Annotated in this window: 23 protein-coding genes; 12 read left to right on the forward strand and 11 right to left on the reverse strand. The window is 57.2% G+C overall.

The window, feature by feature from the left end; genetic code table 11:
• Positions 1 to 375: 375 nt before the first annotated feature.
• The 3 genes from OZ410_RS06955 to gldJ all read right to left on the reverse strand — a co-directional run bounded on the left by OZ410_RS06955 (position 376) and on the right by gldJ (position 3,992).
• Positions 376 to 879, reverse strand: coding sequence for a hypothetical protein (locus tag OZ410_RS06955; protein WP_277707228.1), 504 nt, complete (start codon positions 877 to 879; stop codon positions 376 to 378).
• Between the two features lie 103 nt (positions 880 to 982).
• Entirely contained in the window at positions 983 to 2,260 is a 1,278-nt protein-coding gene (locus OZ410_RS06960) for a UDP-N-acetylmuramoyl-tripeptide--D-alanyl-D-alanine ligase (protein WP_277707229.1), read from the reverse strand.
• Positions 2,261 to 2,321: 61 nt separating this feature from the next.
• Complete coding sequence (gene gldJ / locus OZ410_RS06965) at positions 2,322 to 3,992, reverse strand: gliding motility lipoprotein GldJ (protein ID WP_277707230.1); 1,671 nt, start codon at positions 3,990 to 3,992, stop codon at positions 2,322 to 2,324.
• 376 nt (positions 3,993 to 4,368) lie between these two features.
• On the opposite strand from gldJ, the gene porV reads away from it, so the two are divergent.
• From porV to OZ410_RS06995, 6 genes are all read left to right on the forward strand, one after another.
• Positions 4,369 to 5,514, forward strand: coding sequence for a type IX secretion system outer membrane channel protein PorV (gene porV, locus OZ410_RS06970; RefSeq protein WP_277707231.1), 1,146 nt, complete (start codon positions 4,369 to 4,371; stop codon positions 5,512 to 5,514).
• A gap of 74 nt (positions 5,515 to 5,588) precedes the next feature.
• Positions 5,589 to 6,074: a cytidine deaminase gene (locus tag OZ410_RS06975; RefSeq protein WP_277707232.1), complete on the forward strand. Its 486-nt coding sequence runs from the start codon at positions 5,589 to 5,591 to the stop codon at positions 6,072 to 6,074.
• Between the two features lie 137 nt (positions 6,075 to 6,211).
• Positions 6,212 to 7,210: a pyruvate dehydrogenase (acetyl-transferring) E1 component subunit alpha gene (gene pdhA, locus OZ410_RS06980; protein WP_277707233.1), complete on the forward strand. Its 999-nt coding sequence runs from the start codon at positions 6,212 to 6,214 to the stop codon at positions 7,208 to 7,210.
• Positions 7,211 to 7,221: 11 nt separating this feature from the next.
• On the forward strand, positions 7,222 to 8,844 hold the full coding sequence (locus OZ410_RS06985) for a pyruvate dehydrogenase complex dihydrolipoamide acetyltransferase (protein ID WP_277707234.1): 1,623 nt from the start codon (positions 7,222 to 7,224) through the stop codon (positions 8,842 to 8,844).
• Entirely contained in the window at positions 8,844 to 9,827 is a 984-nt protein-coding gene (locus tag OZ410_RS06990) for a M28 family peptidase (RefSeq protein WP_277707235.1), read from the forward strand. Before OZ410_RS06985 ends, OZ410_RS06990 begins: the two co-directional genes overlap by 1 nt.
• A 2-nt stretch (positions 9,828 to 9,829) precedes the next feature.
• Positions 9,830 to 10,510: an SDR family NAD(P)-dependent oxidoreductase gene (locus OZ410_RS06995; RefSeq protein WP_277707236.1), complete on the forward strand. Its 681-nt coding sequence runs from the start codon at positions 9,830 to 9,832 to the stop codon at positions 10,508 to 10,510.
• Here OZ410_RS06995 and OZ410_RS07000 read toward each other — a convergent pair.
• Positions 10,500 to 10,916 (reverse strand): hypothetical protein, encoded by a 417-nt coding sequence (locus OZ410_RS07000; RefSeq protein WP_277707237.1) that lies wholly within the window; start codon positions 10,914 to 10,916, stop codon positions 10,500 to 10,502. The two genes, OZ410_RS06995 and OZ410_RS07000, sit on opposite strands and share 11 nt — an antisense overlap.
• 85 nt (positions 10,917 to 11,001) lie before the next feature.
• Between OZ410_RS07000 and OZ410_RS07005 the strand changes: the two genes are divergently transcribed.
• Genes OZ410_RS07005 through OZ410_RS07015 form a run of 3 tightly spaced genes read left to right on the forward strand, consistent with a single transcriptional unit; the run spans position 11,002 to position 14,162 of the window.
• Positions 11,002 to 11,604, forward strand: coding sequence for a SprT family zinc-dependent metalloprotease (locus OZ410_RS07005; protein ID WP_277707238.1), 603 nt, complete (start codon positions 11,002 to 11,004; stop codon positions 11,602 to 11,604).
• Between the two features lies 1 nt (position 11,605).
• Complete coding sequence (locus tag OZ410_RS07010) at positions 11,606 to 12,694, forward strand: mannose-1-phosphate guanylyltransferase (RefSeq protein ID WP_277707239.1); 1,089 nt, start codon at positions 11,606 to 11,608, stop codon at positions 12,692 to 12,694.
• 1 nt (position 12,695) lies between these two features.
• Positions 12,696 to 14,162, forward strand: a complete 1,467-nt coding sequence (locus OZ410_RS07015) for a DUF389 domain-containing protein (protein ID WP_277707240.1) — start codon at positions 12,696 to 12,698, stop codon at positions 14,160 to 14,162.
• Here OZ410_RS07015 and OZ410_RS07020 read toward each other — a convergent pair.
• A complete protein-coding gene (locus OZ410_RS07020; RefSeq protein WP_277707241.1) occupies positions 14,159 to 14,926 on the reverse strand; it encodes an ABC transporter ATP-binding protein in 768 nt (255 codons plus the stop codon). The two genes, OZ410_RS07015 and OZ410_RS07020, sit on opposite strands and share 4 nt — an antisense overlap.
• The gene (locus tag OZ410_RS07025) at positions 14,926 to 15,663 is read right to left on the reverse strand and encodes an MlaE family ABC transporter permease (RefSeq protein ID WP_277707242.1); all 738 of its coding nucleotides are present in this window, start codon (positions 15,661 to 15,663) and stop codon (positions 14,926 to 14,928) included. Before OZ410_RS07025 ends, OZ410_RS07020 begins: the two co-directional genes overlap by 1 nt.
• A 113-nt stretch (positions 15,664 to 15,776) precedes the next feature.
• Here OZ410_RS07025 and pafA point away from each other — a divergent pair, with 113 nt between their 5' ends.
• On the forward strand, positions 15,777 to 17,456 hold the full coding sequence (gene pafA / locus OZ410_RS07030; RefSeq protein WP_277707243.1) for an alkaline phosphatase PafA: 1,680 nt from the start codon (positions 15,777 to 15,779) through the stop codon (positions 17,454 to 17,456).
• On the opposite strand, the gene OZ410_RS07035 is transcribed toward pafA, so the two are convergent.
• Genes OZ410_RS07035 through gcvP form a run of 3 tightly spaced genes read right to left on the reverse strand, consistent with a single transcriptional unit; the run spans position 17,448 to position 21,699 of the window.
• On the reverse strand, positions 17,448 to 18,311 hold the full coding sequence (locus OZ410_RS07035) for a glycosyltransferase family 2 protein (RefSeq protein ID WP_277707244.1): 864 nt from the start codon (positions 18,309 to 18,311) through the stop codon (positions 17,448 to 17,450). The two genes, pafA and OZ410_RS07035, sit on opposite strands and share 9 nt — an antisense overlap.
• Before the next feature lie 3 nt (positions 18,312 to 18,314).
• Entirely contained in the window at positions 18,315 to 18,845 is a 531-nt protein-coding gene (locus tag OZ410_RS07040; RefSeq protein ID WP_277707245.1) for a class I SAM-dependent methyltransferase, read from the reverse strand.
• Between the two features lie 4 nt (positions 18,846 to 18,849).
• Positions 18,850 to 21,699: an aminomethyl-transferring glycine dehydrogenase gene (gcvP, locus tag OZ410_RS07045; protein ID WP_277707246.1), complete on the reverse strand. Its 2,850-nt coding sequence runs from the start codon at positions 21,697 to 21,699 to the stop codon at positions 18,850 to 18,852.
• 138 nt (positions 21,700 to 21,837) lie between these two features.
• Between gcvP and OZ410_RS07050 the strand changes: the two genes are divergently transcribed.
• Complete coding sequence (locus tag OZ410_RS07050) at positions 21,838 to 22,662, forward strand: hypothetical protein (RefSeq protein WP_277707247.1); 825 nt, start codon at positions 21,838 to 21,840, stop codon at positions 22,660 to 22,662.
• Here the strand turns inward: OZ410_RS07050 and OZ410_RS07055 are convergent.
• Positions 22,659 to 22,895: a hypothetical protein gene (locus OZ410_RS07055; protein ID WP_277707248.1), complete on the reverse strand. Its 237-nt coding sequence runs from the start codon at positions 22,893 to 22,895 to the stop codon at positions 22,659 to 22,661. The two genes, OZ410_RS07050 and OZ410_RS07055, sit on opposite strands and share 4 nt — an antisense overlap.
• A 2-nt stretch (positions 22,896 to 22,897) precedes the next feature.
• Complete coding sequence (locus OZ410_RS07060) at positions 22,898 to 23,455, reverse strand: sigma-70 family RNA polymerase sigma factor (protein ID WP_277707249.1); 558 nt, start codon at positions 23,453 to 23,455, stop codon at positions 22,898 to 22,900.
• Between the two features lie 74 nt (positions 23,456 to 23,529).
• On the opposite strand from OZ410_RS07060, the gene OZ410_RS07065 reads away from it, so the two are divergent.
• A complete protein-coding gene (locus OZ410_RS07065; RefSeq protein WP_277707250.1) occupies positions 23,530 to 23,889 on the forward strand; it encodes a rhodanese-like domain-containing protein in 360 nt (119 codons plus the stop codon).
• Position 23,890: the final 1 nt, after the last annotated feature.

Raw genomic sequence — 23,890 nt, forward strand, 5'->3', positions numbered from 1 at the left:
TGCAGGAGTGGGTTTGTTCTGGATCACGCGCGAAGCGCGTAATCCGGTATAAAAGGGCTACCGGGTCTCCGGGCAGATGTGCGGCCGGGATCACGCGCAAGGCGCGTAATCCGGCATGAGGGGGCTGCGGGTTTTCGCAGGAAATGAAAAAACCATCGATTCGCGAGTGCGAATCGGGGTTTTGTATTTGCAGGAGTGGGTTTGTTCTGGATCACGCGCGAAGCGCGTAATCCGGTATAAAAGGGCTACCGGGTCTCCGGGCAGACGTGCGGCCGGGATCACGCGCAAGGCGCGTAATCCGGCATGAGGGGGCTGCGGGATCTATAGCGAGGCGCTTGGCCGGGATCACGCGCAAGGCGCGTGATACAGCCGTTCCTATGGTATCCGCTTCAGGTAAGCCGTAAAGGGGCGGCAGCAGTGGCGCAGGTGTGCTGCCAGGCGCGAACCGGGGCCCTGGCGGATTTGCATGAGTACCAGGGTAAGGGCTGGCATCAGCCGTAGCATCAACCGGATTTCGGGGTACGCCCGCTGGCTTAGGGTAAAATTGCGTTTGCAGCCACCGCAGCGCAGCACCAACAGGTGCCTGTCGTGCTCCCAGAATTCGGGTTCTGCAGTACCGCAATGGGGACAGGGCTCTACCCGTTCTCTAAGTCGCCCGGCCAGGTGGGCCAGCACCATCAGGCTGCGCATGGTGGTACGGTTGGCCTTCAGCCAGCGTTTCCGCTGCCGGTTTTCCAGGAAAGGTTCCAGTACCAGGTAAAAGAGCAAAACGCCGGCCAGTGGGATCCCAGTGGTAAACAGCAGTAAGGGCCCCACCTCGGAAAGAAAGGTGAGGGGCATTGCCAGGAGGGCGGTCAGTGGTAGCGGGGGTACTGCCAAAGGGTATTCCGGGGGATTTTTAAAGCCTAAAAGGTACGCAACCAACCGGAATTGACAAGGCCTTCAGGGCAGGAAGCTTCAGCAAGCTAAGTGGGGGCGCCCGTTACAGTTGCTCCAGCAGTCGTTCCAGCGCCATGCCGCGGGAGGCTTTGATCAAAACGCTGCCTGGTCCGGAGAGTGGCTCTACCTTCAGGGCTTCCGCCAGAGACTCGAAATCGGGATATCGCCGGGCGGGCAGGCCGGTGGCGTCAAAGTGTGTCCCCACCAGGTAAACGGCATCCAGCCCCATCTCCAGGGCCTTTTTTCCTATGGCAAGGTGTTCGGCCGGGGCGTCTTCCCCCAGTTCGAACATGTCCCCAAGGATAGCTGTTTTACGCGGAGCATCCAGCCGGCCGAATTGATCAAGAGCCGCCTCCATACTGCTGGGGTTGGCGTTGTAGGCATCCAATATAATCTCAAGGGTGCCCCGCTGCAATACCTGTGATCGGTTGTTGGCCGCCCGGTATCCTTCCAGGGCCGTTCTGATCTTTTCCAGGGGGACGTTGAAATAATGCCCTATCAGGGCAGCCACGGCGCAGTTGGTAAAATTGTAGGCGCCCATCAGGTGGGTGCGGATTTCCACCCCTTCCAATTCCAGGTGCACGTGGGGGTCCGCCCCCAGGAACCGAATGGGAAAATAGGTGGTGTCTGTGGTGCTGAAGCCCACCTTTCGCGCATATCCCTGGAGTTTTTCGCGCTGAATGGGATCGTCGGCGTTCAGGAAGAGTGTTTTCTGGTCTGCCATTAAACGCCGGTACATCTCGCTCTTTCCCTTAATGACCCCTTCAACCCCCCCGAAACCTTCCAGGTGGGCTTTGCCAAAGTTGGTGATGTAACCAAAATCCGGGAGGGCAATGCGGCAGAGAAAATCAATTTCGCCCTGGTGGTTGGCGCCCATTTCCACCACGGCCAATTCCGTTTCGGGTTGCAGCCGCAGCAGGGTAAGGGGTACCCCGATATGGTTGTTGAGGTTGCCCCGGGTAGCAATAATCCGGTATTCCTGCTCCAGGACCGCGGCAATGAGTTCCTTGGTGGTAGTTTTGCCATTACTCCCGGTGAGGGCAATGATACGCGTGCCGCAATACTGGCGATGGTAGGTGGCCAGCTGTTGCAGGCTCGCCAGGGCGTCTTCCACCAGAATGGCCCTGGGGTGCCCGGAGTACCCGGGTTCATCCACGACTGCCCAGGCAGCGCCTTCTTCCAAGGCCTGCAGGGCAAAGGTGTTGCCATTAAAACGCTCGCCCTTCAGGGCAAAAAAGATACAGCCCTGGGGAATGTTGCGGCTGTCTGTACTGACCTGGCCGGATTCCAGGAACCGTTGGTGCAATGCAGCTATTTCCATGCCCGTAAAGATAAAAAGCCCCGGCGGATGCCGGGGCTTTTTTATGGGATTTACTCAGTTCTTATTTGCGAACCTTCTGGCCGCGAACCGTCTTGTTTTTCAACTTGGACTTGGAGCCAACGCGAGACATGGCGCAGCGGAAACCGATGTAGTCTGTGGCCATGTACTGAGGCAGGTAACGGCGCTGGGCCGGGTCAAGCCAGTAGGCACGATCCCTCCAGGACCCTCCTTTAAACACCCGAACTTCGTCGTTAATAAGGCTGGTACGGGAGTTGCTCTCGTCGTACTGGCGAATCAGTTGGCCCGCAGAATCGCGCTCCACTTCGTGCTTGGGTGCATTATACATGGGCGGGGTTTTTTCCTCTTCGTCGGCATAGAAGCTGGCAAAGCGGGAAGAGCTGGCGTCGCCGTCCCGGTACCCCCGGTTGTCGCTTTTGGAGAAATTGGTACGCAGGTACGTTTCCTGTTCATCCACAGGTACCATTTTCACTTCGCCCGGAAGGTTTACAGCTACGATCTTCCCGGTAGGCAGGGTATCGTACACAATGCTGTCGCGCAGCACCCGTACTTTTCCGTCTTCCCCTATGGCCGTCTTCATGTAGACGTTCCCGCGGAAGTAGTTGAAGTCGCTCATTTCGTCATCCACAATGGGGCGGTAAACATCCGCTACCCACTCGGCAACGTTCCCGGCCATGTCGTAGAGACCATGGTCGTTGGGCTTGTAAGATTTTACAGGGGCGGTGATGTCTGCTCCGTCGTCGGACCATCCGGCAATCCCGCCGTAATCACCCTTGCCTTGCTTGAAGTTGGCCAGCTGGTCGCCCCGGCCAACGCGTTGGCCATTCCGGGTGTAATCCCCTTCCCAGGGGTATTTCTTACGCCCGCGGTAGTTGTTGTACTCCCGGGACCCTACCAGGGCCTGTGCGGCGTATTCCCATTCGGTTTCAGTCGGGAGGCGGTATTCCGGCATAATGATCCCGGTGCTGCGGTCTGCAAATACAGCTACGGAATCTTTCTGGGCTTTCCCAACCAGGGAGTCGATCTGCCCGCCGTACACGGATTCGGGCCGGTTCAGGTAGGTCTCTGTACTGAAGGTTCCCCCGATTTCGCCATTCATGGCCCGGTATTTTACATCTTCGGCCAGGTAGCCTTCGCGCTCCAGCATATATTCGTTAACCCGGTCCGTACGCCATTCGGCATATTGCACGGCCTGCACCCAGTTTACGCCTACCACCGGATATTCGGCATAGGCAGGGTGGCGCAGGTAGTTATTGGTCATAGTTTCGTTAAAGCCCAGTCGGTTCCTCCATACCAGGGTATCCGGCAGGGCGCCCACATAGATATTGGTATACATGGGGTTCTCCGGCGGATATACGCTTTTGAGGTAGTCCAGGTACTCCAGGTACATCACGTTGGTCACCTCCGTTTCGTCCATATAAAAGGACTGTACGTGCTGGGTAGAGGCGGTGTTGTTCCAGTCGTGCATGACATCGTCCTGCAATTTCCCCTTGGTGAAGGTTCCCCCTTCCACGAATACCAGGCCTGGGGCTGTTTCCTGCTCTTTAAAATCGGTGTTGTACTGAAACCCGCCTTCCTTGGCATTGATCTTCCATCCTGTTCCCCGGGAGATGTTTTTGGAACCACCCGAACTGTTTTTGCTGCAGCTCTGCAGGCTCAGGGAACCGGCAATAACCGCTGCCGAAAGGAATGCACTGATACGTGTGTGTTTCATGGGTATGTAGGACTTAGGTTGACATCCGGGTATAACCCCGGGATTGCTGACTAAATTTTATGGCTTTACGGCTTATACAACGGGCAATTGCCCATTATATTTTACAGGCTTCCCAAAAAAAAGCCGCTGGTGCAGCGCATTTTGAAAATACCGCCTGTCTCCATGATAACGGGGAAAAACCCGATCTAGTATAGGTTGCCCCGGGACTTTTTGGCGGGGTACGCCCCCCAATCCGGGTTTCAAACGAATACGGGAGGGGATTTGGTCGAAATCCCACCCGGGTCGGGCAAGATTTTGGTGAAAATGACGTTTGCACACAATACACCGCGCGTATTTTTGTTTATCTTCTGTACGCAAACTAAACGACAGAGCACACATGAAGAAGTTGTGGATCCTTGCAATTCTGGCCCTGGCCGGCAAGGTTACTGCCCAGCAGGGGGAACGCGTGATCACCACGGCCGTCCCTTTCCTGACCATTGCCTCGGACGCCCGGGCCTCCTCTATGGGGGATATCGGGGTCGCTACCGGGGCGGATGCCTTTTCCCAACAATGGAACCCGGCCAAGTTTGCCTTTGCCGAACGCAAAATGGGGGTAGGGATCAGCTATACCCCCTACCTGGAAAGCATCATTACGGATATTGCCCTGCTGAATGGCAGCTACTATAATAAGATTAATGAACGCAGCGCCTTTGCGGTGTCCATCCGGTATTTTACCCTGGGGGAGATCGAATTGCGAAATACCTTTCAGGAAGATGGCACCCTGGTGAAACCCAATGAGTTGTCCCTGGACGGGTCCTACGCCCTGAAACTGAGCGATCAGTTTTCCATGGCGGTGGCCGGGCGGTTCATCAGCTCCAACCTGGAGATTCCCCAGTTGGGGAACGCCGTGCAATCCGGCAATACCTTTGCTGTGGACGTGGCCGGGTATTACCGCGGGCCTGAAAAGGCATTTGAAAAATTTGACGGCCGCTGGCGGGCCGGTTTCAACCTCTCCAACCTGGGCGGGAAGATCCGCTACGACGACGGCGGACAGGAAAACTTCCTGCCCACCAACCTGGCCCTGGGCGCCGGGTTCGACATGATTTTCGATGCGGACAACGTACTCGGGTTTACGGGGGAAATCAACAAACTGATGGTGCCTACCCCCCAGGATTACAACGGGGACGGCCAGTTGGACGACCAGGATTACCAGGAGTACCAGAGTATCGGCTTTTTCGAAGGGGTCTTTAAATCCCTGGGCGATGCCCCGGACGGGTTCTCAGAGGAGCTGAAGGAGATGACCTGGGCGCTGGGGGCGGAATACAGCTACCGGGAACAGTTTATGTTGCGGGCCGGGTATTTTAACGAATCCGAGGAAAAGGGCTTCCGGAAATTCTTCAGCCTGGGTGCCGGCTTCCGTTACAACAATGTACAGATTGACCTGTCCTACCTGTTTTCGACGGCCCAGGTGCGCAATCCCCTGGAAAACACCCTGCGTTTCTCCCTGAGTTTCAATCTGGGGGAACCTTTCTACAACGACTAATACCCAGCACCTGACTTAAGGGTCGGGTTCCCGGAGCCGCAGGCCTCCCGGGAAAGCTTTCGTATCTTGTACCTATGGAAAAGCGGCACATCGGCTTTGAATTGCTCATCTACCCCGGGGCAGACGCCCTGGAAGCTGCAGACCGGGAACTGCTGGGGGCAGCCCAGCAGGCTATGGCCGGTGCTTATGCCCCGTACAGCGGGTACCGCGTTGGGGCGGCTCTTCGCCTGGAAAACGGAACTTTGGTGCTGGGGAGCAACCAGGAGAATGCCTCCTATCCTTCAGGTCTTTGTGCCGAACGCGTAGCCGTGTTCCAGGCTGGCGCCCGTTTTCCCGGACAGGCCATACAGACCATTGCCATTTGCGTGGAGGCGCCGGAAGAAAAGCAGACCAACCCGGCTGCACCCTGCGGGAATTGCCGGCAGTCCATCCTGGAGTACGAACACCGGCAGGGCAACCCCATTCGCTTTTTATTGCAGGCAGGCAACGGGCCGGTTTATGAATGCCCTTCAACCCGGGCATTACTCCCCCTTGGGTTTACCCCGGATTTTCTGGATTAAGCCGGTTTTGGCAGCCGGTTTTACAATCCCGCCGCCTATTTTTTCCTGAATGATTTAATATGTATTTTTGCTCCTCACCCGGAGATACGCAGGGACCGTATGGCGGCGCTTCCGGGCTAACGTCTAAACACCGATTGATGAAAAAGATCACCAAGGAAACCTATCTGAAATGGTATGAGGATATGCTGTTTTGGAGAAAGTTCGAGGATAAGCTGGCTGCTGTGTATATCCAGCAGAAGGTGCGCGGGTTCCTGCACCTCTATAACGGTCAGGAGGCTGTGCTGGCCGGATCCCTTCACGCCATGGACCTGGAAAAGGACCGGATGATTACGGCCTACCGCAACCACGTACAGCCCATAGGGTTGGGGGTAGACCCCCGCAAGGTAATGGCCGAGCTCTACGGTAAGGTTACCGGGACCTCCAAAGGAATGGGTGGTTCCATGCACATCTTTTCTAAAGAACACCGCTTCTATGGCGGGCACGGGATTGTAGGCGGGCAGATTCCGTTGGGTGCCGGTCTGGCCTTCGCGGATAAATACTTCAAGCGGGATGCGGTTACCCTGACCTATATGGGAGATGGCGCTGTGCGGCAGGGAAGCCTGCATGAAGCCTTTAACCTGGCCATGCTCTGGCAGCTGCCGGTGGTCTTTATCTGTGAAAATAACGGATACGCCATGGGAACCTCTGTAGCCCGGACGGCGCACACCACCGATATCTGGAAACTGGGGCTGGGCTATGAAATGCCCTGCGGCCCGGTGGACGGGATGGATCCAGCCGCGGTGGCCGAAGAAGTATCCAAGGCTGTGGAACGCGCCCGTAGCGGTGGCGGCCCCACCTTCCTGGAAATGAAGACATACCGCTACCGCGGGCACTCCATGTCCGACGCCCAGCACTACCGGACCAAGGACGAAGTGGAGGAATACAAGAAAATTGACCCCATCACCCAGGTGCTGGACGTGATCAAGGCCAAGAAATATGCCACAGAGGCAGAAATTGCCGAGATTGACGCCCGCGTAAAGGATCTGGTCAAGGAATGTGAGAAATTCGCCGAAGAATCGGATTACCCGCCCGTGTCACAGCTTTACGATGTGGTTTACGAGCAGGAAGACTATCCTTTCCTGGCACACAAATTATAAGATACAGGCAGATGGCTGAAATCATAAAAATGCCCCGGCTAAGCGATACCATGGAAGAAGGTACCGTGGCCAAGTGGCTTAAGAAGGTCGGCGACCCGGTTTCCGAAGGGGACATCCTGGCCGAAATCGAAACCGACAAGGCAACCATGGAATTCGAGTCCTTTTACGAAGGGACACTGCTGCATATCGGCATCCCCGAAGGCGAAGGCGCCCCGGTGGATGCCCTGCTGGCCATTGTCGGAGAGAAAGGGGAGGATATTTCGGCCCTGCTTAACGGAGGTGCAGCCCCTGCAACGGATACTAAGGCTGAAGCCCCGGCGGCAGAGACTTCCGCACCGGCTTCATCTCCTGCTGCTCCGGCAGAAGTGCCGGCCGGCGTGGAGATCGTGAAAATGCCCCGCCTTTCCGACACCATGGAGGAGGGTACCGTAGCTGCCTGGATTAAAAAGGTCGGTGATAGTGTGGAGGAAGGAGACATCCTGGCCGAGATTGAGACCGACAAGGCTACCATGGAGTTTGAATCCTTCTATTCCGGCACCCTGCTGCATATTGGGATAGGGGAGGGCGAAACCGCCCCGGTTGATGCCATTCTGGCCATTATTGGCCCTGAAGGCACCGACGTACAGGCTGTTTTGAATGCCGGCAGTGCCCCTGCACCGGCCGCCCCATCCGAGGAGGCTGCCCCCGCGCCTGCGGAGCAGCAACCCGAAGCCGGTTCCCAGCCCCAGACCACACAGGCGGACGGCGGCCGTATCCTGGCTTCGCCCCTGGCGCGCCGGATGGCCGAGGACCGCGGTATTGACCTGGCACAGGTGAGCGGTTCCGGCGATAACGGACGCATTGTGAAGCGGGACATTGAAAACTTCCAGCCCGCCGCCCAGCCTGCAGCCCCTGCCGCGGCCCAAGCCGCAGCAGCTGCTTCAGCCCCGGCTCTGGCCGCTCCTGTAGGGGAGGAAAGCGTGGAAGAGGTGAAGAATTCCCAGATGCGGAAGGTCATCGCCAAGCGCCTGGCAGAATCGAAATTTACTGCTCCCCACTATTACCTGACTATCGAGGTGGATATGGACCAGGCCATGGCGTCCCGCGGGCAGATCAACAACCTGCCGGATACCAAGGTTTCTTTCAACGACATGGTGGTGAAAGCCTGTGCGATGGCCCTTAAAAAGCACCCGCAGGTCAATACGAGCTGGAATGGAGATACCACCCGCTACAACGCACATGTGCACATTGGTGTTGCCGTGGCGGTAGAAGACGGCCTGGTGGTCCCGGTATTGAAGTTTACGGACCAGATGAGTCTGACTCAGATCGGGGCAGCGGTAAAAGATCTGGCCGGTCGGGCCCGGAACAAAAAAATACAGCCCGCCGAAATGGAGGGCAGCACCTTCACGGTTTCTAACCTGGGGATGTTTGGAATTCAGGAGTTTACCTCTATCATCAACCAACCCAATTCCGCTATCCTCTCCGTAGGGGCCATTGTGGAAAAGCCCGTGGTTAAAAACGGGGAAATTGTAGTGGGCCATACCATGACCATTACCCTGGCCTGCGACCACCGTACAGTCGACGGAGCCACCGGGGCGCAATTCCTGCAGACCCTCAGGGCCTTCCTGGAGCACCCGGTAACCATGCTGGCGTAATGCGCGCCTGGGGACTCTCCCGCCTGCGTATCGGGGCCCTTGCTTTGGGCCTTACAGCCCTGCTGTATGCCTGCGGGGGCGCATCGGTAAAAACCCGGTCCCAGGCCCCGGTCTGGACGGGTTCGGACTCTCTTCGGGTAGCCGGAATCATGGAATTCCTCGCCTCCGATGCCCTGAAGGGTAGGGATACCGGATCCCCCGGCCTGGATTCGGCAGCGGCCTTCCTCGAAAACCAGCTGAGGACCTTCGGTTTCCAGCCCTACTTCAACACCTTTAAGGATACCCTGTCCAATTCCAAGGACCTGGCCTATAACATTGTGGGGTACCTGCCCGGCGCCCACCCGGTTCTCAAAAACCAGGTTGTGCTGCTTGGGGCCCATTACGACCATATCGGCATTGTGCCCCTGCAGCAGGGGGACGGGATTGCCAACGGGGCCAACGACAACGCCTCGGGCACCACCACTGTGGTGGAACTGGCGCGTTACCTGGGCAGCCGCCCAGCCCCGGCGCGTACCGTTGTGGTGGCTTTTTTCAGTGCGGAAGAACGCGGCCTGCTGGGGTCCAAGCACCTGGCAGCCCGAATGAAATCCATGGGAGTACCCCTTTATGCCGTGCTCAATTTTGAAATGACCGGGGTGCCCATGGCAGGGAAATCTTACGCAACCTACCTGACCGGGTTCGATAAATCCAACCTGGCCGAAGTGAGCAACCGGTACGCGGGGGATAACCTGGTGGGATACCTGCCCCAGGCCAGTGAGTACAATCTCTTTCAGCGCTCGGACAATTATCCTTTCTTCCGGGAATTCGGGATTCCTGCCCATACCTATTCCACCTTCGATTTTACCAACTATGCCTTTTATCACCAACCCGGTGACGAGGCAGATCAGATGGATTTCGGGCATATGGCGCGGCTGGTTAACCGCTTAACCCCTGTAGTGGAAGGGATCGTCAACGGACCCGAAGGCGAACTTAAAACCCAATAAAAATGGCATCTGTTGTAGTGACCGGCACCAGCCGGGGCATCGGACTGGAACTGGTTAAAACCCTGGCTGCCCAGGGGCATCGCGTCCTGGCCCTGTCGCGCAACCCCGGCCCGTGCCGGGACCTGGGCCTGGAAGCCGTGCACGCCATGCCATTTGACCTGGATTCGGATACCGCTTTTAATGAAGCCGCCCGCTGGGTGGAAACCTCCTGGGGGAAGGCGGATGTACTGATCCACAACGCGGGCAGCCTGGTCCTGAAACCATTTGTGGAAACCACCCCGGAAGATTTTTTGCAGGTCTACCAGGTGAATGTCTTTGGGGTCGCCCGGCTCACCCAGGCCCTGTTGCCGCTACTGCACCCCAAAGGGCATGTGGTGGCCATCAGTTCCATGGGGGGTATTCAAGGCAGCGCCAAGTTCCCGGGCCTTGCGGCGTACAGTTCCAGTAAGGGGGCGGTTATCACGCTTATGGAACTCCTGGCCGAGGAGTTCAAGGAAACGGGCCCCTCTTTCAATACCCTGGCCTTGGGGGCGGTACAAACGGAGATGCTGGAGGCGGCCTTTCCGGGGTACCAGGCCCCGGTTACTGCGGCCGAAATGGCCGAGTACATTGCCCGGTTTGCCTTAACCGGCCACCGGTACTACAATGGGAAGGTGTTGCAAGTGAGCAATTCTACTCCCTGAGTTCCGCGATTTTCCGGAATCGGTATACGCAGGGCTCGTCACAGGGATAGTACAGCAGCAAAAAGCCATTTTCCAGGCGTCCCTGGACGCTGTTCACCAGGGACCCGTCGCAGGGGATCAGCAGTTCGGATTCCCCTATCCGTGAATATTCCCCGCTCAGGAGCTTTCCTTCCTCAATCCCGCGACAGACATCGTAGTTGGCATCAAAGCGGTTTTCCGATTTCAGCAGCAGGGTATATCCGGCATCGCTGGGGCGAAATTCCCCGCTCCCGTCCCCCGGGTCAAACAGGACTTCGGTGAGCAGCCAGGTGCCTTCCAGCAGGTAGGGGTTTACGCGATCGTCCCAATCGCTTTGGCACCCCAGCAGCATCCCTGCAGCCATACATAGAATTACAAGGCTTCGCATCTGTCCAAGATACACTATTTTCACCCAATTTGATTTTCAGGCAGCAGCCTTCCCGTCCTTGGGCGAAATAGCTACTTTTGCCGGTATGGAAGCCGCCCTTGAACCCTATGTGCCTGCCCGCGCCCTGGCCCCCTGTATGGACCTGATCCGGGCCCACGGGGTGCATCTGAAAATTGTGCGCAGCCGGCAAACCCGCCACGGGGATTACCGCCGCTTGCCTGGTGGGGGGCACCAGATCACCGTCAATGCCATGGGCAACCCCTACCGGTTTTTGATGACCCTGGTCCATGAAATTGCCCATCTGGTGGCCTTTGAACGCTACGGGCACGGTATCAAACCGCATGGGCGGGAGTGGAAACACACCTTCCAGCACCTGATGCTGCCCTTTTTGCGACCCGATATTTTCCCTGACCGGCTGCTGCCGCTGTTGGCGGCCCATTTCCGAAATCCCAGGGCCAGCAGCAGTACGGACAGCGCCCTGGCCGTGGCCTTAAAGGTGTACGACCCGGGAGACCGGCCGCCCCTGGTCTATGAATTGCCTGAGGGCTGCCTCTTTCGCCTCGGGAACGGACAGGTATTCCGCAAGGGCCCGCGCCAGATAAAACGGTACCGGTGTATGGAAGTTGCCACCGGAAAATTGTATCTTTTTCAACCCCATGCAGAAGTTGAACTGCTAAGTGAAACCTAATATGAAATCATCCCAATACTACGCCGTACTCATGGCCGGGGGGGTGGGTTCCCGGTTCTGGCCGGTCAGTACCCGCAACTTCCCGAAACAATTCCACGACATGCTGGGCACCGGAGAATCCCTGCTGCAGAAAACCTTTGGCCGCCTGGCCCGTTTTATCCCGGAAGACCAGATCTATATCCTTACCAACGCCCGGTATACGGACCTGGTACTGGAACAATTGCCCGGAATCCAACCGGAGCAGGTGGTCCCGGAGCCTGCCATGCGCAATACGGCCCCCTGCATCCTCTATGCAGCCCTTAAGATTCGCAAAAAGAACCCGGACGCCCTGATGCTGGTAGCTCCCAGCGACCACTGGATTGAAGATGAGGCCGCTTTTGAGAAAGACGTCCTGGAGTGTTTTGAACGCTCCAATACTTCCGATGCCCTCTGTACCCTGGGGATACAGCCCACCTTTCCGAACACCGGGTTCGGGTATATCGAATTTGATCCGGCCCAGCGGGAGGCCGCCGGCCTGAAGAAGGTCCTGCAATTCCGGGAAAAACCGGATTACGAAACGGCCCGTGGGTTTTTGAAACAAGGGAATTTCCTTTGGAATGCCGGAATTTTCGCCTGGAGTGCCCGGGCCATCGCGGAGGCCTTTCAGCAATACCAGCCGGAGCAATACGCCCTGCTGTCTGCGGGGGAAGCTGTTCTGAATACCCCGGAAGAGGCGGATTTTATCGTTTCGGAATACCCCAAAGCCGAAAACATCTCCATCGACTACGCCATTATGGAGCGTTCGGACCAGGTTTTCGTACTGCCGGCGCGTTTTGACTGGAACGACCTGGGCACCTGGGGTTCCCTCTACGACAAGATGGACAAACGGCAAGATGCCAATGCTATAGTGCAGGGGCGGGTCCTGACCCAGGACAGCTCCGGAAACATGATCCGCCTGCCGGAAGGCAAGATAGGGGTGGTAGAAGGCCTTACGGACTATATAGTCGTGGACCAGGGCGATGTCCTGTTGATCATGCCCCGGGAGAAGGAACAGGAAATCAAGCAATGGGTGGCCCGGGTGGGCGATACCTTTGGAGACCAGCACATCTGATATGGAACAACCGATAAAAGGCAGCCAGGTGCCGCCTTCACACCCGGAACAGGAGACCGGGGAGGAAGTCAAAAAGGACTTTAAAGGCCTGCTGGGCAGTGTCCGGAAATTCCTGGGTGAACTCCTGGACATCCGCAGCAATACGGACCAGGAAGCAGCCAAGGAAGCCATCATTGCGGACATCCCCTTTAAGGGGCACACCGCCTGGATCCTGATCTGTTCGATCTTTATCGCCTCCGTGGGCCTGAACGCCAACAGTACGGCTGTGGTGATCGGCGCCATGTTGATTTCCCCCCTCATGGGTCCTATCCTGGGGATTGGGATGTCCATAGCCATTAACGACATCGATACCCTGCGCCGCTCCCTGAAGAACTTTACGGTGATGGTGGTGCTGAGCGTGCTAACGGCCTACCTCTTTTTTGAGTTGTTTCCGCTGCGGGACGAAAGTTCCGAGTTACTTGCGCGTACGGCCCCGGATATCCGGGATGTGCTGATCGCCTTTTTTGGCGGCCTGGCCCTGGTCATTGCCCGGGCCAAAAAGGGCACCATTGCCAGCGTGATTTTTGGGGTGGCCATTGCCACTGCCCTGATGCCGCCACTGTGTACTGTGGGGTTTGGGTTGGCCATCAGCAACTGGGAGTACGCCTGGGGCGCCCTGTACCTCTTTACCATCAACACTATTTTTATCGCCCTGGCAACCTTCCTGGTGCTGAAGCTGCTGCGCTTCCCCATGGTGCGCTATGTGAACTCCCGCCGCCGCCGGCTGATAGCCCGTATCGCTTCCCTGGTTGCCATCGGGGTGATGGTCCCTGCGGGGTATACCTTCTACCAGGTATTCCAGGAATCCCGTTTTCGCAGTCAGGCCCAGGAATTCATTTCCGAGACGATTGGGGTGTACCACTTCCCCGGCAACGGCCGCTTTATGCCCAACCTCTCCCAAATCCTGTATACGGACGAGGAAAACTCCTCTATTGAACTGGTGTGTATGGGGGACGACGTTATCCCGGAAAACGTAATCCAGTCCTGGAGGGCGCGCAAAGACCAGTATTCCAAACTCGGGCAGACCGACCTGAAGATTGTGCAGGGCGGGCAGGACGATTCCGAGCAGAAGTTCCGGTATGTAAACGAATTGTACGAGGCCAAGAAAGCCGAATTGCTGAACAAGGACGAGCGCATCCGCCTGCTGGAAGAGGAGCTTTCCCAGATGCAGAGCTTTTCCTCGGCCCTATTGCCCTTTAGCGATATAACGGCAGAAGCCCGGGCCAACTACGAAGACCTGGCGGGGCTGGGCTTTGCCTATACCCTGCAGACGGATTTTACCAAAACGGACACCATTCCGGTCTTTGAGGTGCGCTGGAAGGAAAATGTTCCCCCGGCACGGCAGGAGGAAAACCTCAAAAAAATGGCCGGCTGGCTGCAGGTACGGCTAAAGAACCCGAAGATACAGGTGCGGGAGGCCGGGGGTTAGTTCCGTTCCTCAATATACATCTGCCGGACCTTCTTAAAGAGCTCGGAGGAATAGACAAAGTTGGTTACCGCTTCGTTATCGGTACGGAAGATATCTTTATTGGAGCCTTCCCAGGCTTTCCATCCGTCCTTTAGAAAGACGATTTTCTCCCCGATCTCCATTACGGAATTCATGTCGTGGGTATTGATTACCGTGGTGATGTTGTATTCCCGGGTAATCTCCTGGATCAGGTTGTCGATCAGGATGGCGGTTTTGGGGTCCAGCCCGGAATTGGGCTCGTCACAGAACAGGTATTTGGGGTTCATCACAATGGCGCGCGCAATGGCGACCCGTTTCTGCATCCCCCCGGAAATTTCGGCCGGGTACTTCTTGTGGGCGTCCACCAGGTTTACGCGTTTCAGCACAAAATCCACCCGGTCCTGCATCTCCGAGCGGGACTGCTGGGTGAACATATCCAGGGGGAACATCACATTGCCCTCCACGGTCATGGAGTCGAACAGGGCGCTGCCCTGAAAGACCATCCCCATCTCCTGCCGGAGGTTGCGTTTCTCCTTCAGGGTCATCTCCGAATAGTCCTGCCCCTCGTAGCAGATATGGCCCTCGTCCGGGGTAATGAGCCCCAGCATACACTTCATGAATACGGTTTTCCCGGATCCGCTTTGCCCGATAATCAGGTTGGTCTTGCCTTTTTCAAAGGTGGTGGAAATCCCTTTGAGGACTTCCGATTTTCCGAAGGATTTATGCAAATCGCGTACTTCTATCATCAGCCGAGCAGTAATTGGGTGAGCAGGTAATTCATGACGATCAGCACCACACTGGTCCATACGAAGGAAACCGTGGCGGCCTTGCCTACCTCCAGCGCTCCTCCTTTCATATAATACCCATGGTAGGAAGGTACCGTGGCAATGATAAAGGCAAACACCACCGACTTTATAAAAGAATAGGTCACATGGAAGGGGATAAAATCCAGTTGCAGCCCCTGTACAAAGTCTGCGCTGGAGGTAAACCCGCCAAAGACCCCGGCAATCCACCCGCCCAGGATCCCGATATACATGGCGATGGCCACCACAAAGGGGTAGAGGAACATGGCCACGATCTTAGGAAAAACAAGGTAGTTCAGGGAATTCACACCCATAACCTCCAGGGCGTCGATCTGTTCGGTTACCCGCATGGTGCCAATGCTCGAAGTGATGTAGGACCCAACCTTCCCGGCCATGATGATGGAGGTAAAGGTGGGGGCGAACTCCAGGATTACGGACTGCCGCGTGGCAAACCCGATCAGGTTTTTGGGGATAAGCGGGTTGCTGATGTTCAGGGCCGTCTGAATGGCGACCACCCCGCCCATAAAGAAGGAAATAAAGATGATGATGCCCAGGGAACCATAGATCAGTTCGTCAATCTCCTTAAGGATCAGGGAGCGCATTACATGCCATTTGGTGGGTTTTCGGAACAAATCCACCACCATAATCGCATAACTCCCGATGGAGGTCATATAACTCATAGGTTCCGTATGGGGTTGAGGCCCTAAAAATAAGAAACTTCATGTTCATTTAACCCCAAGGAATGGGTGGAATTGGTCCGATTCCGTAATTTTAGGGACCAAATGATCCTTCTATGAAGACCCCCCTCTCCCGCCTTGTATGGGCTTTTATCTTTATGGCGGCCGGCTTGTCCGTGCAGGCCCAGGTCAGTATCCGCCAACGCGCTCCCGAAGCGCCTGCCGAGGTTTTCGGGGATCCGCCCAGGCTGGTGGTAGGTATTGTGGTAGACCAGATGCGGTACGATTACCTGTCCCGGTTTTGGGCCCATTTTGGGGAGGACGGATTTAAACGCATGATCGGAAGCGGTTTCCTGAGCCGAAACCACCATTTCAACTACGCCCCCACCAGTACAGGGCCCGGGCATGCCTCGGTATATACGGGGGCCCCGCCTGCGGTTCACGGGGTTATCGGGAATAACTGGTTCGATAAGGCCAGCGGGCAGGATGTATATTGTGCGGGCGACAGTACCACCACTTCCGTAGGGACTTCCTCCGACGCCGGGCAGCATTCGCCTCACCGGATGATGGTCACCACAGTAACCGACCAGTTGCGCCTGCACCACCAGATGCGCAGCAAGGTTATTGCCGTTTCCCTTAAGGATCGCGGTGCAGTATTGCCCGGGGGCCATACGGCCAATGCGGCTTACTGGTTTGAAGGGGGCGAAAAGGGACACTGGATCAGCAGCAGTTTTTATATGGAACAGCTCCCGGCCTGGGTTCAGAAATTCAACGCTTCCGATGCGGCCGAAAAATACCGTCGGAATTGGGAGCCGGCCGAAGATATCAATACCTATCTGGAAAGCGGTCCGGACAATACGCCTTACGAGGGGATCATAGATGGGGAAGTTGCCCCGGTATTCCCACACAAGCTCCCCGATCTGTGGGAAGCCAATGGTCGTTTTGGCCTGCTGCGGATTACCCCTTACGGCAACAGCCTGACTACGGATTTTGCCCTGGAGGCACTTAAGGAAGAAGCCCTTGGGAAGGATGAAATAACAGATTTCCTGGCGGTGAGCTATTCCAGCACAGACTATGTGGGACACTGGTACGGGGTCAATTCCAAGGAAGTTCAGGATACGTATATCCGGCTGGACCAGGATCTGGCCCGTTTGCTCAAAGAACTGGACCGGCGGGTGGGCAAGGACGCTTATACCGTATTTCTGACGGCAGACCACGGAGCCGGGGAAGTACCCGCTTACCTGGCAGACCAGGGTGTTCCTGCCGGCTACCTGGACGGGGCTGCCTTCCGCGAGCAACTTACGGAATACCTGCAATACGCTTTTGGCACCCCCGAATTGCTGCGGAATATCTCCAACAACCAGGTGTTCCTGGACCATGACCTGATGCGTAACCTGGAACTGGACCCCGAAATTGTGGAGCGCCGGATTGCCGAGGAAATTCTGGGCTATGACCATATTGTGGAGGTGTATACCGCCCACCAAATGCGATCCACAGATTATGTGGAAGGCCTGGCAGCCACGCTGCAGAATGGTTATAACCAAAGGCGTTCCGGAGACATCCTCTTTGTAACCGATCCCCAGTATGCCAATTATTCCCGTACAGGGTCCACCCATGGCACTCCCCACATCTATGATACCCAGGTGCCCCTGATCCTCTACGGCCAGGGCATCCGCCCGGGCAGTACTACCCGACGGACGGATATCACGGATATAGCCCCTACCATGGCTACCTTACTGGGTATTGCCTGGCCTACGGGTACCACCGGGCAACCCATTGGGGAAGCACTAAGATAAACGGGAACGCACGCCCCGCCAGCGCCACTGGCGGGCAAACCGCCCCTCCTTGCGGGAAAGCAGGCGCTCTCCCCCACGGAACATGGCTTTCAGAAAGCCGGAAAGGTGGTGGAGTATCAGCAGGGGGTTCCGACGCTGCCAGGCCATTTTGGCCGAGGCCAGCAGGGCCAGCAGCAGGTCGTACCGCAACTGGTAAAAAGCTTCGCCCTGGCGGCGTGCATGACTTTTGGAATAGGCCCCTCCCGTTGGCCTCAGGTGGTGCACCCGGAGTTCGGGTAACGTTCGGGTCCGGAACCCGTAAAACCGGGCCAGGATCACATCGGCCGTATCCCAACCCATAAAAGGACGCAGCCCCCCGATCGCTTCAAAACAAGACGCCCGGTAACATTTTACAGGCCCGCGGATGTGGTCGCGGCTGGCGATGGCCTCGTATACCCAACCCGATGCCGAGGGGATATAGAGTTGCCCGGCACACATGCCCAGCTCCGGCTCTTCGGCAAAGGCTTTAAGGACGTTCTCAAAATAGTCCGGGGGCAGTACGATGTCTGCGTCAAATTTTCCGATGAAGTCAAAGGGCTCTTTTATTTGCTGCATCCCATGCCGGAAGCTGCGTACCACCTTGGCCCCGGGTTGGTGCTCCGGGGAAGAAGTGTTCCGGGTTACCTCGGCCCAGGGATGGGTTTCTGCAAAAGCCTGCGCAATGGCCCCGGTCCGGTCACTGCTGTGGTCGTCTACCACCACCAATTGGTCGGGCTGGCGGGATTGGCGGGCGAAGGATTCCAGGCAGGCGCTAAGGGTCTCGGCCTCATTGTGTGCCGGGATAATCACTACCAACCGGGTTTCTTTTGCAGCCATGGCTTAGGTGCTAGAGGGGCTGCGCCGGGCCTTAACCAGGTAGTAGCGGGGCGTAAAACGGCGCAACAGGGGCCGCAGGCCCACTTTGCCTACCGGGTGGGCCCACTGGATGGAGTCTTCAATGGTCCAGCCGCTTTTTTCCAGCAGCCAGTCGAATTGCCAGGGTTCAAATTCGTGGAAATGCCGGTCCCAGGGGTCCGTTTTGGACCGGTAGGCCGGGGCAAACCACAACCGCAGGGGAACACTGGCCAGCAGGGTATGGGCAGGAAGCGCCTGCAGCACATTAAAGGGGGATACCAGGTGTTCCAGGATTTCGAAGGCCGTAACCACCCCGGCATCGCTGGTGCGGATGCCTTCCAGGTCCAGGTCCAGGTCTTCGCCTCCGGTATTGGTAACGCTATACCCCTCCTGCTGCATGATCTCCGAGAAGGGGTTGGGCACGCCCAGGTCCAGAATCTGCTGGTCTGTCCCCACGTGTTTCCGCAGAAACTCCAGGGTCAGGCGATAGCGTTTTTCGGGATAATGGGCGTACATAGGCTTATTCCGCAGTTTCGATGTAGGCCTCCAGGGGCGTACAGGTACAGATCAGGTTCCGGTCTCCGTAGGCATCGTCTACCCGGCGTACACTGGGCCAGAATTTGTTCTCCCGTATGTAGGGGAGGGGGAAGGCCGCATCCGAACGGGTGTAGGGGTATTCCCAGGTATCTGCGCAGACCATCTCCGCCGTGTGCGGGGCATTTTTGAGCAGCAGGTTGGGGCTTTCCTCCGAAGAGGAATCGATTTCTGCCCGGATGGCCAACAGGGCGTCGCAGAAGCGGTCCAGTTCTTCCAAAGATTCGCTTTCGGTGGGCTCGATCATCATGGTGCCTGCCACCGGGAAGGACACTGTGGGGGCGTGGAAGCCGTAATCCATCAGTCGCTTGGCGATATCGGTTACCTCTATGCCCAGTTTTTTAAAGGGCCTGCAGTCGATAATCATTTCGTGGGCCGCCCGGCCTTTCTCGCCGGTGTACAGGATGGGGTAGGCCTCCTGCAGGCGTTCCTTCAGGTAATTGGCATTCAGGATGGCGATCTCTGTGGCCTGCCGGAGCCCGCGGGCACCCAGCATCCTGATGTACCCGTAAGAGATCAGGCAAACCAGGGCGCTGCCCCAGGGCGCAGCCGAGATGGCCGGAATACCGTTGGCCCCTCCGGTTTCCCGGATTGGGTTGCCCGGCAGAAATTCCGCCAGCTGGGGGGCCACGCATACCGGCCCTACCCCGGGTCCGCCACCTCCGTGGGGAATGGCAAAGGTCTTGTGCAGGTTCAGGTGGCAGACGTCTGCCCCAATGGTGGCCGGGTTGGTAAGCCCTACCTGGGCATTCATGTTAGCTCCGTCCATGTAGACCTGCCCGCCGTGGCGGTGGATCAGTTCGGTTACCTGCCGTATGGTGGACTCAAATACCCCGTGGGTAGAAGGGTAGGTCACCATCAATGCGGCCAGGGTATCGCTGTGGGCCTCCACTTTTTCCTCCAGGTCCTCCAGGTCAATATTGCCTTTCTCGTCGGTCTTCGTAACCACCACCTGCATACCGGCCATTACGGCCGAGGCCGGGTTGGTCCCGTGGGCCGAAGCTGGGATAATACAGATATTCCGGTGGCCTTCGCCCCGGGATTCATGGTATTTGCGGATCAGCATCAGCCCTGCGTATTCACCCTGGGCCCCGGAATTGGGTTGCAGGCTGGTGGCGGCAAAACCGGTAATCTCGGACAGGGCATCTTCCAGCTTGCGCAGCATTTCCTGGTATCCTGCCGCTTGCTCCACAGGTACAAAGGGGTGCAGGTCTGCCCACTCCGGCATGCTAAGCGGGAGCATTTCGGAAGCCGCGTTCAATTTCATGGTGCAGGACCCCAGGGATATCATGGAGTGGTTCAGGGCCAGGTCTTTGCGCTCCAGCATTTTCAGGTAGCGCATCATTTCGGTTTCGCTGTGGTAGCGGTTAAAAACCTTCTGGTCCATATACCCCGAGGTGCGTTGCAGGGCCTCCGGGATACGTGAAGCGCTTTCCCCGCCTGCAGGAACCTGTGCGCCTGTGGCCTGTGCAAAAACCCCGGCAATTGCAGCTACGTCTGCCTCTGTGGTGGTTTCGTTCAGGGAGATATAGATGGCCTCGGTCCCGGCATAGTGGAAGTTCATGCCAGCCGCTTCCGCCAGGGGGCGGATGGCCGCTGCCGGTTGGGCCACGCAGAGGGTATCAAAAAATGCCTGGTGATTCAGGGAAATCCCCATCGCCTCCAGTTTACCTGCCAGGGTGGCGGCATGCCCGTGGATGCGGGCAGCTATCCTCCTGAGGCCTTCCGGCCCGTGATATACCCCGTAGGCCCCGGCCATAACAGCCAGCAGTACCTGGGCGGTACAGATGTTAGAGGTCGCTTTATCCCGCTTAATGTGTTGCTCCCGGGTTTGCAGGGCCATGCGCAGGGCGGGCTTGCCGTCCCGGTCCTGGCTAACCCCGATGATGCGGCCCGGGATACTCCGTTTGTAGTCTTCCCTGGTGGCAAAGTACGCGGCATGGGGCCCGCCATATCCCATGGGGATGCCAAACCGCTGGGTGGTCCCCACCACCACATCTGCACCTTGCTCTCCAGGGGGTGTTAACAGGCACAGGCTAAGCAGGTCTGCGGCCACGGCAACTTTCATTTCCAGGGCGTGGGCCCGCGAAATAAATGCAGCGGGGTCGTGTACGCCCCCGTCAGCTCCCGGATATTGTAGGATGGCACCAAAAAAGGAGGTGTCCAGGTCGGTCGATTCCGGATCTCCCAGGACCAATTCAATGCCCAGGGGTTCTGAACGGGTTTCCAACAGGGCCAGCGTCTGCGGTAGTACGGCCCGGGAAACGAAGAATTTCTGGCAGCCGTCTTTTTTCTGTTGCCGGCTGCGCAGGTCAAACATCATGGTCATAGCCTCTGCAGCGGCGGTGCCTTCATCCAGCAGGGAAGCATTGGCCAGTTCCATCCCGGTAAGCTCGCAGACCATGGTCTGGAAATTCAACAGGGCTTCCAGGCGCCCCTGGGCGATTTCTGCCTGGTAGGGGGTGTAGGCCGTATACCATCCCGGATTCTCCAGGATATTCCGCTTGATTACCGAGGGGGTAATACAGGGATGGTACCCCATCCCGATAAAGCTTCGCAGGGAGGTGTTCTTCCGGGCCAGCTCCTGGATGTGCTGCAGGAATTCGTGTTCGGTCATCGGGTCTTCCAGCTGCAGCTCCTGCTGCAGGCGGATGTCGTCCGGGACGGTTTCCACTATGAGTTGTTCCAGCGAGTCCACGCCCACCTTGGCGAGCATTTCGGACAAATCCCCGGGTCGGATCCCCAGGTGACGCGATGCGAATTGATCGATATTCATAGCCGTTTCGTTCAGCGTTTTAGGTGCACAAAATTAGGTATAAAAATTCGGGTTTCCCACCTGGTTTCATCCATGGGTTATGCAAAGTTTTTAACGGGTGTGAAAGATGCCTTCGGGGGTTTGGATTACCTTTGGAATATGCGCCTGTTTCCGGCCCTTTTTGCCTTCTATGTTCGGGGGAGCCTCCATGTCTCCCTGGCGCTGGTTGCCTTGCTGGCTTTTTCCGAGGCTGTGGTGGGGGCACCGGTGCCGCCTGCGTATTACTGGGCCGTATTTTTGGCCGGGGTTGCCGGGTATAACGCGATCAAGGCGGTGGCCTGGCCCGATTCCCGCCTTCCCGGGAGCCACCCCTGGCATGCTTTTATCCCCTGGCTGAGCCTGCCCAGTGCCGGGCTCTCCCTGTATTTTCTTATCCAATTACCCCTTTACTATATCGTCCTTACAGGGGTTGGTGCCTTGCTGGCCTTGCTGTATGCGTTGCCCTTGTTGCCGGGGATGCGCAACCTCCGCAGCTTTGGGCTGCTCAAGGTATTTTGGGTGGCCCTGGTCTGGACCCTGCTCACGTTGTGGATCCCGTACTGGGAATTCAGCCCCTGGAAAGGAGGCCTGGCCCTGGAAGGTTTGCAACGGTTATTGCTGGTCTGCCTGCTGATGCTCCCTTTTGAGGTCCGGGATATGGCCATAGACCCTCCTTCCCTGATCACCCTCCCGAGAAAACTGGGGATGGCAGGCACCCATGCCCTGGGATGGATTGGGGTGGGTGTATATCTGCTCTTACTCTGGTGGGAGCAGGAAGCCTTTGGGGCGGAAAAAGCCGGGGAGGTTTTTATGGCCCTGGCCACCGGCCTGGCCATCCAATGCAGCCACCCGCAACGCGGGCGTTACTTTGCCGGATTCTGGGTAGAGGCTATTCCCATAGGGGGGTATGTGGTACTGCGGGCCTGGGAGCTCCTTCTCGGTTAAGGGTTGCCATGGGTGCGCAACCGGCGTTTCATCTCCGCCTTGTCGGCCTCACTCAATTGTTGCAGGTGGGCGTGCTCGCAAAGCTGCGTCAGGCGGTCGTTGCGACGGGTAAACCCCGCACAGGCCTTGCAGATCAAAAGGTGGAAACGCAGCTTCCACCGCTGTTTGCGGCTGGCTTCTCCATACTGGCACATATGGCTGATCGCTACGGCTTCTTTACAAAAACGAGACATAACTACGAGAACCAGGTGGCATTCAGGCATCCCATCAGGGCGGTGCGCGCCCTGTGGATAATCACCCAAAGGTTAGACGGTTTTATATTCAATTCATTACAGATATCTTCCGTACTCATCCCCCGGATGGTTTTCATGGAGAATACCCGGGCCTGTTGTTCCGGTAATTTTTCCAGGCATTCCTGGATGGCCAGCCCCAGCTCCCCGGTTTCCAGGGCATCGTTTTCCCGTACGCTTTCCGGATCTGCAGCGGTCTGTTCCAGCCAGTTGCCTTCCAGGTCCGAATCCGGAGAATAGGAGATCCGAACCTCTGCCCGCCCCTTGCGGGTGTTCGATTTGCGGTAATGGTCAATGACCTTGCGTTTCAGGATGGCCACCAGCCAGGTGCGCTCTGCGGCCTGCCCTTTGAAATTCGGGGCGGATTGCAACCCGGCCATAAAGGTTTCCTGCACCAGATCCCGCGCCAGTTCCCCATCGCTTACGCGGGTAACAGCATACTGGAAAAGGTAGTCCGCATATCGGTCCACCCAGGTTTCGGGATGTAATTCAGGTGTACTCATACCATTGGCCGAAGCCCCTCAAAAATAAAGCAATTTCGCAGAATAGTACTACCTTTATTCCAAACACCAAAGCCATGAAGAAACTATGGATGGTATGGCTCGCCCTGGGTATGGCGGTAGCCTGTTCCCAACCCCCTTCCGGAAAAATGCCCATTACCGAATTCGACCCCCAGGCCATGCCGGAAAACGCGGTGCTGGTAGATGTGCGTACCCCCGAGGAGTTTGGGGAAGGGCATCTGGATGGGGCGCAAAACATCAACTGGATGTCCCCGGAATTTGCGAATCAGTGGCAGGACATCTCCAAAGACCGCACCGTATACGTATACTGCAAGGTTGGCGGTCGCAGTGCCAAGGCCGCCCATTTCCTGGATTCCCTGGGGTACAATGTAGTCGATCTCACCGGGGGGTGGGACGCGTACAAGGCCGCCCAGTAAG

This window comes from Robiginitalea aestuariiviva, assembly GCF_029537735.1.
Classification (GTDB): Bacteria; Bacteroidota; Bacteroidia; order Flavobacteriales; family Flavobacteriaceae; genus Robiginitalea; species Robiginitalea aestuariiviva.

Excerpts from the sequence above, each read along its gene's own strand:
- gcvP (WP_277707246.1), bottom strand. The coding sequence starts at position 21,699 with ATGAATATCGATCAATTCGCATCGCGTCACCTGGGGATCCGACCCGGG.
- OZ410_RS06985 (WP_277707234.1), top strand. The coding sequence starts at position 7,222 with ATGGCTGAAATCATAAAAATGCCCCGGCTAAGCGATACCATGGAAGAA.
- OZ410_RS07055 (WP_277707248.1), bottom strand. The coding sequence starts at position 22,895 with ATGTCTCGTTTTTGTAAAGAAGCCGTAGCGATCAGCCATATGTGCCAG.
- pafA (WP_277707243.1), top strand. The coding sequence starts at position 15,777 with ATGAAGACCCCCCTCTCCCGCCTTGTATGGGCTTTTATCTTTATGGCG.
- OZ410_RS07065 (WP_277707250.1), top strand. The coding sequence starts at position 23,530 with ATGAAGAAACTATGGATGGTATGGCTCGCCCTGGGTATGGCGGTAGCC.
- OZ410_RS07035 (WP_277707244.1), bottom strand. The coding sequence starts at position 18,311 with ATGGCTGCAAAAGAAACCCGGTTGGTAGTGATTATCCCGGCACACAAT.
- OZ410_RS07000 (WP_277707237.1), bottom strand. The coding sequence starts at position 10,916 with ATGCGAAGCCTTGTAATTCTATGTATGGCTGCAGGGATGCTGCTGGGG.
- OZ410_RS07010 (WP_277707239.1), top strand. The coding sequence starts at position 11,606 with ATGAAATCATCCCAATACTACGCCGTACTCATGGCCGGGGGGGTGGGT.
- OZ410_RS06995 (WP_277707236.1), top strand. The coding sequence starts at position 9,830 with ATGGCATCTGTTGTAGTGACCGGCACCAGCCGGGGCATCGGACTGGAA.
- OZ410_RS07040 (WP_277707245.1), bottom strand. The coding sequence starts at position 18,845 with ATGTACGCCCATTATCCCGAAAAACGCTATCGCCTGACCCTGGAGTTT.
- OZ410_RS07060 (WP_277707249.1), bottom strand. The coding sequence starts at position 23,455 with ATGAGTACACCTGAATTACATCCCGAAACCTGGGTGGACCGATATGCG.
- OZ410_RS07015 (WP_277707240.1), top strand. The coding sequence starts at position 12,696 with ATGGAACAACCGATAAAAGGCAGCCAGGTGCCGCCTTCACACCCGGAA.
- porV (WP_277707231.1), top strand. The coding sequence starts at position 4,369 with ATGAAGAAGTTGTGGATCCTTGCAATTCTGGCCCTGGCCGGCAAGGTT.
- OZ410_RS06960 (WP_277707229.1), bottom strand. The coding sequence starts at position 2,260 with ATGGAAATAGCTGCATTGCACCAACGGTTCCTGGAATCCGGCCAGGTC.
- OZ410_RS07025 (WP_277707242.1), bottom strand. The coding sequence starts at position 15,663 with ATGAGTTATATGACCTCCATCGGGAGTTATGCGATTATGGTGGTGGAT.
- OZ410_RS06990 (WP_277707235.1), top strand. The coding sequence starts at position 8,844 with ATGCGCGCCTGGGGACTCTCCCGCCTGCGTATCGGGGCCCTTGCTTTG.
- OZ410_RS07020 (WP_277707241.1), bottom strand. The coding sequence starts at position 14,926 with ATGATAGAAGTACGCGATTTGCATAAATCCTTCGGAAAATCGGAAGTC.
- OZ410_RS06975 (WP_277707232.1), top strand. The coding sequence starts at position 5,589 with ATGGAAAAGCGGCACATCGGCTTTGAATTGCTCATCTACCCCGGGGCA.
- gldJ (WP_277707230.1), bottom strand. The coding sequence starts at position 3,992 with ATGAAACACACACGTATCAGTGCATTCCTTTCGGCAGCGGTTATTGCC.
- pdhA (WP_277707233.1), top strand. The coding sequence starts at position 6,212 with ATGAAAAAGATCACCAAGGAAACCTATCTGAAATGGTATGAGGATATG.
- OZ410_RS07050 (WP_277707247.1), top strand. The coding sequence starts at position 21,838 with ATGCGCCTGTTTCCGGCCCTTTTTGCCTTCTATGTTCGGGGGAGCCTC.
- OZ410_RS07005 (WP_277707238.1), top strand. The coding sequence starts at position 11,002 with ATGGAAGCCGCCCTTGAACCCTATGTGCCTGCCCGCGCCCTGGCCCCC.